This window comes from Desulfovibrio sp. DV (assembly GCF_001936595.1).
In the GTDB taxonomy this organism is placed as follows: domain Bacteria; phylum Desulfobacterota; class Desulfovibrionia; order Desulfovibrionales; family Desulfovibrionaceae; genus Solidesulfovibrio.
Window position 1 is genome coordinate 17,850 of sequence record NZ_MLBG01000055.1, and the last position, 11,970, is coordinate 29,819.

8 protein-coding genes are annotated in these 11,970 nt (G+C 64.4%); 6 read left to right on the top strand and 2 right to left on the bottom strand.

Annotated elements, in window-relative coordinates:
* Positions 1-2: 2 nt before the first annotated feature.
* Positions 3-773, top strand: a complete 771-nt coding sequence (locus DVDV_RS12890; RefSeq protein WP_075355060.1) for a hypothetical protein — start codon at positions 3-5, stop codon at positions 771-773.
* A gap of 59 nt (positions 774-832) precedes the next feature.
* Here the strand turns inward: DVDV_RS12890 and sfsA are convergent, their stop codons facing one another.
* Positions 833-1,579, bottom strand: coding sequence for a DNA/RNA nuclease SfsA (gene sfsA, locus DVDV_RS12895; RefSeq protein WP_075355061.1), 747 nt, complete (start codon positions 1,577-1,579; stop codon positions 833-835).
* 91 nt (positions 1,580-1,670) lie between these two features.
* On the opposite strand from sfsA, the gene DVDV_RS12900 reads away from it, so the two are divergent.
* From DVDV_RS12900 to DVDV_RS12910, 3 genes are all read left to right on the top strand, one after another.
* Entirely contained in the window at positions 1,671-2,852 is a 1,182-nt protein-coding gene (locus tag DVDV_RS12900; protein ID WP_075355062.1) for a pyridoxal phosphate-dependent aminotransferase, read from the top strand.
* A gap of 59 nt (positions 2,853-2,911) precedes the next feature.
* The gene (locus tag DVDV_RS12905) at positions 2,912-4,360 is read left to right on the top strand and encodes a sensor histidine kinase (protein ID WP_075355063.1); all 1,449 of its coding nucleotides are present in this window, start codon (positions 2,912-2,914) and stop codon (positions 4,358-4,360) included.
* 81 nt (positions 4,361-4,441) lie between these two features.
* On the top strand, positions 4,442-5,815 hold the full coding sequence (locus tag DVDV_RS12910; RefSeq protein WP_075355064.1) for a sigma-54 dependent transcriptional regulator: 1,374 nt from the start codon (positions 4,442-4,444) through the stop codon (positions 5,813-5,815).
* A 131-nt stretch (positions 5,816-5,946) separates the two neighbouring features.
* Here the strand turns inward: DVDV_RS12910 and DVDV_RS12915 are convergent, their stop codons facing one another.
* On the bottom strand, positions 5,947-7,557 hold the full coding sequence (locus DVDV_RS12915) for a diguanylate cyclase (RefSeq protein ID WP_075355065.1): 1,611 nt from the start codon (positions 7,555-7,557) through the stop codon (positions 5,947-5,949).
* Positions 7,558-7,721: 164 nt separating this feature from the next.
* Here DVDV_RS12915 and DVDV_RS12920 point away from each other — a divergent pair, with 164 nt between their 5' ends.
* Both DVDV_RS12920 and DVDV_RS12925 read left to right on the top strand, forming a co-directional pair.
* Entirely contained in the window at positions 7,722-10,646 is a 2,925-nt protein-coding gene (locus DVDV_RS12920; protein ID WP_075355066.1) for a DEAD/DEAH box helicase, read from the top strand.
* Positions 10,647-11,047: 401 nt separating this feature from the next.
* Positions 11,048-11,812 (top strand): ABC transporter ATP-binding protein, encoded by a 765-nt coding sequence (locus DVDV_RS12925; RefSeq protein WP_075355067.1) that lies wholly within the window; start codon positions 11,048-11,050, stop codon positions 11,810-11,812.
* Positions 11,813-11,970: the final 158 nt, after the last annotated feature.

Genomic DNA, 11,970 nt, shown 5'->3' on the forward strand with positions numbered 1-11,970 from the left:
TCATGTCCAACACCTGGTTTGAGGAAAAGCGCGATGAGTTCTGCCGCGATCTCTTGCGCGACTACTGCCTGTCGGTCGAGACCCTGGAGCAGTTGTTCCAGGAGTTCGACCGGTCGGGCAAGATGGTCTTTGAGGATCTGCGCGACCTGCTTGGCGAGGAGATGAACAAGGGCCTCTTGTGGCGCTTAAAGGACACGGCCCACCACCTTTTTCGCGACGGCGGCGCATCGAGTCCGGTGGGCCAATTCCTGGACTGGTGCATCGGCTACATCTTCCACGAATCCATGAAGCTCAAGGAAGACGCCTACCAGCAGCAGAACTACGCCCCGTGGTTCCGCTCCATGCAGGAGCGGGAGCTGCCTGAGCAGGATCTCATCATCAGCCGGGAGCTGTTCCAGCTTCTCATGCAGACCACCGAGAGCATGCAGCGGGAGATCCGGCGCATCCGGTTCCTTTTCGGCGAATGCCGCAAGCTTTTCCCCATGTACCTGTCGGACCAGGGGGAAAACCACTGGCTGGCCCGGTTCCTGTTTAAGCGCAACGAACTGGTGCGCGACGTCTTCGGCCAGGGCTACCGGGAACTCATCCGCGGCATTTACGGCGCTGCCCCGGAATCGATGCACGTCATGGCCTCGCGCAGCCTGCGCGAAGGCGGCTGGATGCAGCAGGCGGCCGAGGCTGCGGCCAAGGCCTGCCAGACCAACCCGGACAGCGAACCGGCCAGGCGCGAAAAAGAGATCGTCGATACCTGGCGGGCCCGGCTTCGGGCCTAGGCCGAGCGAGGGGAGGCCAAGAGCCGGGGCCGGCAGGCGCGTTGGCCCGGTCAGTCGCGTCACTCGTTGCAAAACGCAGCCAGCGGGAGGCGTTCGCCAAGGATGATGCCGGCCTCGGTCGCCTCGGCCCGGTAGGGCAGCACCAGCACCCCGGCGGCCACGGCTGCGGCCAAAAGCGCGGCATAATCCGGATCGACCACGGCGGCCGGGGCGAAACAGCCGCCGTCCGGACGCTGGACGCAAAAAAAGAGAGCCGCCTTGTCAACGCCCTCACGGGCCAGCCGGGTCAGTTCCACCAGATGCTTGCAGCCCCGCTCGGTTGCCGCATCGGGAAACATGGCCGCCCCGTCCTCGACCATCGTCACGTTCTTGCATTCCACAAAACAGCGCCCACCCGGGCCGGTGAGCAGGAAATCCAGCCGCCCGCCGCCAAACGGCGGCTCGGACCGGATGGCGTCATAGCCGGCCAGCGCGGCAAAGGCCCCGGCGGCAGCGCCCAGGCGAAAGAGCCGGTTGGGGGTCAGCGTATTGACCCCGACCCAGAAATCGCCCCGAAAGTCCGGCAGCCGCACCATTTCCAGGGTGCAGGGTAACCGGCGCTTGGGATTGTCCGACACGGAAAGGGCAATCACCGCTCCGGGGCGCAACAGACCGAGCATGGAGCCGGTGTTGTTGGCATGGGCCGTAAATATCCCGCCGTCGTCCTCGGCGTCGATGAAAAACCGCTTGTAGCGCCGCACAAACCGGGCCAGCCGCAGCGGACCGCCGTGGGGCAGAAAAACCCGCCCGGCCATGTTTTCGGTCATGATTTACCTTTTGCGTAATATGCCCTACATTCGCCGACGGCCGCACCCTGCGGCCGCCCGCAATAAACCCCCAAGCCAAGGATTTCGGGCCATGCGCACCGCGCTCCGTATGCGTCTCGTCGCCCCGTCCGCCACCCTCGGCATGGCCGCCAAGGCCGCCGATCTGCGCCGTCAGGGCAAGGCCGTCCTCGATCTTTCCGCCGGCGAACCGGACTTCAACACGCCGCAACACATCAAAGACGCCGCCAAAAAAGCCATCGACGACAATTTTACCCGCTACACCCCGGTGCCCGGCATCCCCACCCTGCGGGAAGCCATTACCGCCTATTATAAAAAACTCTACGGCGTTCCCATTCCCAAAGAGGCGGTCATCGCCACCAACGGCGGCAAACAGGCCCTGGCCAACCTGTTTCTGGCCGTGCTCAACCCCGGCGACGAGGTCCTCGTGCCGGCCCCGTACTGGGTGAGCTACCCGGACATGATCCGGCTGGCCGGGGCTGACCCCGTGGCCGTGCCGAGCACCCCGGAAAGCGGCTTCCTCGTCACCATCGACGACCTCGACCGGGCCGTGACCCCCTCCACCCGGGCCCTGGTCCTCAATTCGCCCTCCAACCCCACCGGGGCGCATTACACGGCCGAGCAGCTCGACGCCATCATGGCCTGGGCCGTCTCCCGCAATATCTACGTCATCTCCGACGAGATCTACGACCGCCTCGTCTACGATCCGGCCAAGCCCGCCTCCATGGCCGGCTGCTTCGCCCTGTATCCCGACAACGTGGCCGTGGTCGGCGGACTGGCCAAGAGCTTTGCCATGACCGGCTGGCGCATGGGCTACTGCGTGGCCCATCCCGACGTGATCCGGGCCATGTCCACCCTGCAAAGCCAGTCCACCTCCAATATCTGCTCCATCGTGCAAAAGGCCGCCATCGCCGCCCTGACCGGGCCCCTTGAGTGCGTCGAGGAAATGCGCCAGGCCTTTGCCCGCCGCCGCGACCTGTGCCTGTCCATTATAAAAACCTGGGACAAGGCCTTCTGCCCCACTCCGGCCGGCGCGTTCTATCTCTTCCCCTGCGTGTCCGCCTACTACACGGACGCCATACCGGGTTCCACCGCCCTGTCCGAGGCCCTGTTGACCGAAGCCGGCGTGGCCACCGTCCCGGGTGTGGCCTTTGGCGAAGACCGCTGCGTGCGCCTGTCCTACGCCACCAGCGATGAAACCCTGGGAAAAGCCCTGACCATCATGGGCGATTTCCTGAAAAAACTCCCGTCCTAGATTCCAACCCGCGCCCCGGTCCTGCCGCTGCGGCAGGGCCGGCCGCCGGGAAAGCACCCGTGAAAAGAAAACCCCGCTCCGACGGCGACCAGGCCCTGGGATTCGTCAAATTCCTGTCCTGGAGCTCCCTGGCCCTCATTCTCCTGGTCAACCTGTTCCTCTCCATCTTCCTGTCCAACTACGCCCGCCAGGACGTGCTGGCCAAACAGAAGGAATTCGCCCTGCTGTTGGCCGAAAACCTCAACCACCAGATTTACCAGCGCTTCACCCTGCCAACCGTCATCGGCTTTGGCCGGGTGGAACTGTCCCAGCCGGCCCAGTACGATCGCCTGGACAAGACCGTGCTGTCCACCATCCACAGCTTCCATGTCAGTGAAGTGCGCATCTACGACCACGACAAGCGCGTGTCCTATGCCACGGACAAGGAGCTGGTGGGCCAGTCCGGATTTGCCGGCGCAGCCATCCTCGAAGCCCTGGAACAGGGCACGTCGAGCTTCCAGGTCGTGACCCGGGCCGGCATGCTCGGCGGCATCTTCGATTTCTCGCCCAAACCCGACACCGTGACGCTCAAAACCATCTACCCGTTGCGCACGGAACGCTCGCTGATCCCGGGCAATCCCCAGGGCTTTATCATGGGTGCCCTGGAATTTACCCAGGACATCACCGGCGATTACCAGAAGGTCGTGGATTTCCAGCGCATCATTATCGCGACTTCGCTTTTGTCCTCGTTGCTCCTGTTTGTTTTATTGCGCGTCATCATCAGCCGGGCCGGGCGTATCAATGCCCAGCGCATCGCCGACCGCGAACGCCTGGAGCGCGAACTGCAACAGCAGGAAAAACTGGCCGGCATGGGCCGCATGGTGGCCGGCATCGCCCACGAGATCCGAAATCCCCTGGGCATCATCCGCTCCACCGCGGAATTGCTCCTCAAGCGGGCCAAGGACAGCGACCCGGCCAATGCCCGGCTGCTCTCGGCCATTTTCGACGAATCCAAGCGCCTGTCCAAGACCGTCGGCGACTTCCTGGACTATGCCCGGCCCAAGGCCCCGCGCCAGGACGAGGTGGACCTGGCCATCATCCTCGACCAGGCCCTGACATTTCTCGAAGCCAAATGCGAGGAACTGGGCGTCTGCGTTGTCCGCGACTACGCCCCGGGCCTGAGCGTTCGCGGCGACAAGGACCTCCTGTACCGGGCGGTCTACAACGTGTTATCCAACGCCATGGAATCGGTGACCGAAGACAAGGACAAGGTCCGCGAACCCTCCATCACCGTGGCCGGAACCGTGGCCGACGGGCTGGTGACCCTGGCCATTACCGACTCCGGCCCGGGCTTTTGCCCGGAACACAAGGAGCGCGCCCTGGACCCCTTTTTCACCACCAAGGATGCCGGCACCGGCCTTGGGCTGGCCATTGTCCGCAACATCGTGGAGAGCCACAACGCGACGCTCACCCTGGATAACGCCGAGAACGCCGGGGCCTGCGTCAGCATGGCCTTCCCTGCAGCCTGAACCTGGGGTAGGCTGCCGCCATACCCCTCGCGCGACCACCCCCGCGCCATCCGCCGACCCTTTGCCGGATAGAAGAGAACCATGCCAAGCCAGATACTGATCCTCGACGACGAAAAAAACTACCTGCTCATCCTGGAAGCCATGCTCGGCGACGCCGGCTATGCCGTCACACCCCTTGACGACCCCGAGACCGGACTGGCCTTCCTCGACGAGTCCGAAGTGGACGTGGTCATCACCGACATGAAAATGCCCAAGGTCACGGGGCAGCAGGTCCTTGAGCACGTCAAACGCAACTATCCCTACATCCCGGTCATCATCATGACCGCCTTTGGCAGCATCGAAGGCGCAGTGGAAGCCATGCGCATCGGGGCCTTTGACTACATCGCCAAGCCCTTTGCCAACGACGAGCTGCTTTTAACCGTGGAAAAGGCCAGCCGGTTTGCCGCCTCCATGCGCGAGAACATGCTTTTGCGCCAGTCCCTGGAGGACCGCTTCTCCACCGAGCACATCATCGGCCGGGGCAAGGCCATGCAGCGGGTGCTGGAGATGATCGCCAAGGCCGCGCCCACCCGCTCCACCGTGCTCATTACCGGCGAATCCGGCACCGGCAAGGAGCTTTTCGCCAAGGCCATCCACTATGCCTCGCCGCGCAAAAACGCCCCGTTTATTTCCGTCAACTGCATGGCCCTGGCCTCGGGCGTGCTCGAATCCGAGCTGTTCGGCCACGAAAAGGGCTCGTTTACCGGGGCTGTGGCCCGAAAACGCGGCCGGTTCGAGATGGCCCACGAGGGCACCATCTTTCTCGACGAGATCGGCGAGCTTTCCCCGGAACTGCAAGTGAAACTGTTGCGGGTGATCCAGGAACGCAAATTCGAGCGCGTGGGCGGCTCCGACTCCATCGAGGTGGATATCCGCATCCTGGCCGCCACCAATCGCAACCTGTCCGAGGCCGTGGCCAGCGGCAGCTTCCGGGAAGACCTGTTTTATCGCTTGAACGTGGTCCATATCCAGACGCCGCCGCTGCGCGAACGCCGCGAGGACATCCCCATCCTGGCCGCCCATTTCCTCAGCCGCTACGCCGGGGAGAACGAGAAGAAATTCCGGGGATTTTCACCGGAATCCATGGACTATCTGACCGCCTACGAATGGCCGGGCAATGTGCGGCAATTGCAGAACGTGGTGGAACGCTGCGTGGTGCTGGCGGCCAGCGACATCGTGCAGGTGGAAGACCTGCCAAGCGAGATCCGCGACGAGGAAAGCCAGTACAAGTCCGCCGTGGACCTTTTGCCCGTGACCATCAACTTAAATGACACCCTGGAAAAAATTGAAGTGGCGCTCATTCGCCGGGCCCTGGCCCGCTCCAACTTCGTCCAGGTGAAGGCGGCGGAGATGCTGGGCATTTCCAAGAGCTTATTGCAGTACAAGCTGAAGAAATACAAACTGACGGGGCATTGAGAAGAGAAAGAGAAACGAAGATGCCTCCGGGGTCCGGGGGCCTGAGGCCCCCGGACCCCCCAACTGGGCAAAAAGGGACGAGATTTTCGCCTTGCCGGATGGCATGGGTGATAGAGGAATGGGCGGAAGGATCAGGCCATCAGGATGTCGGACTGGTCGGCCACCACCCGGTTTCGCCCGGCCGCCTTGGCCGCATACATGGCCGCATCGGCCCGGGCCAGCAGATCATCGAGGGCGGCCTCGTCAAAATCCTTCTGGTTGTGCACCTCGGCCACGCCCACACTCACCGTCACGGCCAGGGTCCGCCCGGCCGCCGGACACGGCTGCTCGGCCATGCCCCGGCGAATCCGCTCGGCCAGTTCCAGCCCCTCGGCCAGTCCGGCTCCGATCAGCAGCACCACGAATTCCTCGCCGCCGTAGCGGACGACCAGATCCGATTTGCGCACCGCTACGGCCAGTAAATGGCTCACATGGGCCAGCACCTGATCCCCGGCCTGATGGCCGAAGGTGTCGTTGACCCGCTTGAAATGGTCCACATCGAGCATAAGGCAGGTGCAATGCTGCCCGGCCCGCAGGGCGGCCATGACCAGCTTGAGGCCACCGGAGAACAGAAAACGGCGGTTGTAAAGCCCGGTCAGGGCATCCTGGACGCTCAGTCGCTCGATGGCGGTGATATGGGCCCGCACTTCGCAGGCCATGCCGGAAAAGGCTTCAAACAGTTCGCCCAATTCCCGGGGCAGCTCCCCCGGGGCCTTGAGGGAGCAGGTCTCCTCGTAGCCTGTGGACCGAAGCTCACGGGCATAACGCGAAAGCGTCTCCAGCGGCTCTTCCAGACCACGGCACAGCCGCAGGACCAAGGGCGAGATGAGAACGATGGTGGCCAGGGTGCCAAGGGCCACCCACATGGCCTGGCGTCGGTACCCGGCCAGGGCCGACGCGGCCGGCTCCTCGCGCACAAGCCTCCAGCCGCCCCAGGGGAGCGCCACCGAGGCCCCGAGCATCTCCCGGCCGGCTGCATCGCGGAAAAGAGCCCCGTCCTCGCCAGCCAGAAGAGCCTGCGGCCCGACCTTGGCCGGCAACTCCCCGGCATCGGCAGCCACGGCCGCGCTCGGAGCCAGAATGTTGCCCTCGCCATCGCACAGGACCACACCGTTGCCCGGCCCAAACGTCGCCTCCCGCAGCCAGGCATCCAGGGCCTCCAACTGCACCGACAAAAATACCACTCCGCCGAAAGTGCCGTTCGGGCGGGTCACCGGCGAGGCGAAAAGACAAATGGGTTTGCCCGAGGTTCGGCCCACAATGCCCGAAATCAGGCTCTCGCGGCCAATCTTGGCCTCGCGAAAATACTCCCGGTCGCCCACGTAGACATTGGGCGCACCACTCGAATCCACGGCTGTATAGCCGTCCGGCGTCACGTACACCACCGCCGAGATGGAGTCGTGCGTCTGCTTGTAGATTGCAAAATGACGGGACATGGCCGCAAAATCGCCGGTTCTGGTCGATTCAAGCCTAGCCAGATAATATGTATCGGCAAACCGCTCGGAAATCCAGGAGCGCACCACACTGCGATCCTTGGCCAGCAATTCGCTCAAACCCTCGAGTTCGGCTTTAATCACCTGTCCGCGTTGAAAAAAGAAAAAGAAGCCGGCCGCGAGCACCAGGGGCAGGAGGACAAGCAGCAAGGTATAGAACCGCAGAAGCCCGCGCAGTGTATCAAGGCCTAAGGTGTGTTTCAGTCGCATCCGTCGCTCTGGCCGGGCACAACCCCCGTACGGAAGTCGGGGATGCCAAGGTATAAAGATATTTTTAACTTTACTCGAAACATTTCGCCACGGCAATGCACCCGCCTTGCGCAAACCCTTTTTTTGGACCATGACCAACCGAGCAAACCGGACCCGAAACCACCATGCCGCCCCCAAACGACACGCCCGACCGCCCCGACGACGACACGCCGGATACCCACGATATCGGCTCTTACGTGGCCGCCCTGCTGGCTTCCGAGCGCCTGGGCCATCTCGTGGTCCACCACCGCATCCTGCCGGCCGCCCCGGCCCTGTATGCCGACCCCATGCGCCCTTTTCCGCGCCCCGTGGCCGGGCTGCTGGCCGCCCGGGGCATCAACCGGCTCTACAGCCATCAGGCCCGGGCCACCGACCGGACAAGGGCCGGACGCCACGTGGCCGTGGCCACCCCCACCGCCAGCGGCAAGACCCTCACCTACCTGCTGCCGGTGCTGGAAGAGATCATCAGAAATCCCGACTCCCGGGCCATTTTCCTCTATCCCTTAAAGGCCCTGGCCCAGGATCAACTGAAAGCCATCACCGAACTGACGGCCAGCCTGCCCCCCTCGGCCCGGCCCACCGCCGCCATCTACGACGGCGACACCACGCCGCACTTTCGCCGCAAGATCCGCGACAATCCGCCGCACATTCTTATTACCAATCCCGAGATGCTCCACCTCTCGCTTTTGCCCAACCACGAGAACTGGAGCACGCTGTTTGCCGGACTCACCCACGTGGTGGTGGACGAGATGCACACCTATCGCGGTGTGATGGGCTCCCACATGGCCCACGTGTTTCGCCGCCTGGGGCGCGTGTGCCAGCGCTTCGGCTCGCAGCCGGCCTTTGTCTTTTCCTCGGCCACTATCGGCAATCCCGGCCAACTGGCCACCGACCTGACCGGCCTGCCCGTCGAAACCGTCACCGAGTCCGGCGCGCCAACCGCCGCCCGCCATTTCCTTTTTATCAATCCCGAGCAGTCCGCCGCCACCACCGCCGTCATGCTCTTAGCCGCCGCGCTCAAACGCGGCCTGCGCACCATCGTCTATACCCAGTCGCGCAAAATGACGGAACTGATCAGCCTGTGGATTCGGGAAAAGGCCGGCCCCTACGCCAGCCGCGTCTCGGCCTACCGCTCCGGCTTTCTCCCGGAGGAACGGCGCGACATCGAGGCGGCCATGGCCTCGGGCAAGCTCCTGGGCGTGGTCTCCACCTCGGCCTTGGAACTGGGCATCGACATCGGCGGCCTCGACCTGTGCATCCTGTGCGGCTATCCCGGCTCGGTCATGTCCGCCTGGCAGCGCGGCGGCCGGGTCGGCCGGGCCGGGCGCGAATCCGCCGTGGCCCTCATTGCCGGCGAAGATGCCCTGGACCAGTATTTCATGCGCCACCCCTGCGAATTCTTCGACCGCCCCCCGGAATCGGCCGTCATAAACCCGGCCAACCCAACCATTGCCGCCAAACACCTGGAATGCGCCGCGGCCGAGCTGCCGCTGTCCCTGTCCGAACCCTTCCTGGCCGACCCGGCCATCCGCCGCGAGGCGGAAATCCTGGAAGCCAAGGGACTGCTCCTTCGCGACAAGGACGGCCTGCGCCTGTTCGCCGCCCGCAAACGCCCCCACCGCGACGTCAACCTGCGCGGCTCGGGCGGCCAGTTCGCCATCGAGGCGGCCGGCTCGGTCATCGGCCAGATCGACGAGATGCGGGCCTACAAGGAAACCCACCCCGGCGCCGTCTACATCCACCGGGGCGTGTCCTATCTCGTCGAATCCCTGGATATTCCCGAACGCCGGGTGGTCGTCGCCCCGGGGAAAGTCGACTACTACACCCGGGCGCGCGGCCAAAAAACCACCGATATTCTGGAAGTGCTCGGCGAATCAAACGTCCACGGCGTGCCGGTCTTTCTCGGCCGGCTGCGGGTCACCGAGACCGTCACCGGCTACGAACGACGCCGCACCCGGGGCGGACAACTGCTCACCATCGTGCCGCTCGACCTGCCGCCCATGGTCTTTGAGACCGAAGGCCTGTGGTGGGTCATCCCCCACGACGTCCAGGCCGAACTGGACAAGCGCCTGTTCCACTTCATGGGGGCCATCCATGCCATGGAACACGCCATGATCGGCATTTTGCCGCTGCTCGTCCTCACCGACCGCAACGACCTCGGCGGCATCTCCACGCCGCTGCATCCGCAAGTCGGCCGGGCCTGCGTCTTCGTCTACGACGGCGCGCCCGGCGGCGTGGGCCTGTCGCGCCTGGCCTTTTCCCGGGCCGATGAGGCGCTCGCCCGAACCCTGGCCGCCGTGGCCGGCTGCCCCTGTGAAACCGGCTGCCCGTCCTGCGTCCATTCCCCCAAATGCGGCTCCGGCAACCGCCCCATCGACAAGGTCGCCGCCCGCTTCCTCCTGGAGCTGCTCATGTCCGGAAAACTCCCCGAACAAGACGCCTGCCGCCCCGACTGCAACGAACAACCACAACCCGACGAAACAGCAAGCGCCCCCCGTCCCCGCGGCCAGGCCCCGGCCCGCTTCGGCGTGCTCGACGTCGAAACCCGCCGCGCCGCCGCCGATGTCGGCGGCTGGGGCAATGCCCACAAAATGGGCATCTCCGTGGCCGTGCTCTACGACTCGGGCCTGGACGATTTCATTCCCTACAGCCAGGACGAACTGCCCGCCCTCTACGAGGCGCTGGCCCGCCTCGACCTCATTGTGGGCTTCAATATCCTGCGCTTTGACTACAAGGTCCTGGCCGGAGCCTCGCCCTTTGACCACCGCACCCTGCCCACCCTGGACATCCTGGAACGCGTCCACGCCCGCCTGGGCTACCGCCTGTCCCTGGACGGGCTGGCCAAGGCCACGCTCGGCACCCAGAAATCCGCCTCCGGCCTCGACGCCCTGGCCTGGTGGAAGGAAGGCCGCATCGACGAGATCACCACCTACTGCAAACAAGACGTGGCCGTCACCCGCGACCTCTACATCTTCGGCCGCGACAACGGCTATTTGCTGTTTAGCAACAAGGCAGGAAAGACCGTACGATTGCCGGTCGAGTGGGAATAGCAAGAGTGAGTAAGAGGGTAGAGAGGGAAGAGAAAGAGTGCCTCCGGCGGCCAAAGGGCAGTGCCCTTTGGAAACCCACTTGGGGTTTATTGTATTTGACCGGGTACGTTGCCGCGTCGATGAGCGAACGTGATGCAAGAAAAGACAGGCAGGGGCCGGCGGCCTGGGATGATCCCCCGGCCCCCGGCCATGGGAGAAGTTGTTAATGGGTTCTCTTCAAGAATTCTCTCTGTTTGGGGTGCGCTTTGGCCTCAGGCCCTGCCTGAGGCCAAAGCGCACCCCAGGCAGGGAGGGTCCGGGAGGGGGTTACCCCCCCCCGGCCGCCGGAGGCACTCTTCCTCTTCCTTCTTCTCATCCTCTTCCATCTTACATTTTCACATCACTTACGGCATACTGGCGCAATGCTGACCATTGAGGCGCTGACCAAATCCTACGGCCAAAACGGCTCACCAGCCATGTGCGCCCTGGACGGCGTGAGCTTTGCCGTGCCCAAGGGGGCCTTTGTCTCGCTGGTCGGACCGTCGGGCTGCGGCAAATCCACGCTTTTGCAGTGTGTATGCGGGCTGATGCGCCCCACGTCCGGCCGGGTGGCCTTGTCCGGCCGGGAGATTGTCGCGCCGCCGCCGGAGATGGCCCTTATTTTCCAGAACGCCGCGGCCTCGCTTTTTCCCTGGTTCACCATCCTCGGCAACATCCGCTTCGTGCTGCGCCGGGCTTCCGGCACCAAGGCCGAAAAGCTCGACATTGCCCGGCAGGCCTTAGCCTCGGTCGGGCTGGCCGATTTTGCCGGGCATTACCCCTGGCAGCTCTCCGGCGGCATGCAGCAACGCGCCGCCCTGGCCCGGGGGCTGGCTTACGGGGCTGAAATTTTGCTGCTCGATGAACCCTTTGCCTCGGTGGACGCCCAGACCCGCGAGGACCTGGAAGATCTGCTGGCCGGCGTGGCCCGGGGGCAAGGCAAGACCGTGCTGTTCGTCACCCACGACATCGACGAGGCCGTCTACCTCTCCGACACGGTGGTGGTGCTCACCCCGCCGCCGGCCAGGGTGGCGGCCGTACTGCCCATCGAACTGCCCCATCCCCGGGACCAGATCGCCAGCCGCGAAGACCGGCGTTTTCTCGACGCCCGAAAGGCCATCCATGCATTGCTGCGGCGTGAGGCATAAGAGTCAGGAGGGGCGTTGCCCCTCCCGAACCCTCCCCACCGGGGGATGATCCCCCCGGACCCCCGCAATGGGGGCGAGGGGCCACGGGCGGCGTTACACATATCTCCAACACGTCCGCAACGCCTTTCGGACAAAGCCTCCACCACCGTCGCCATGGC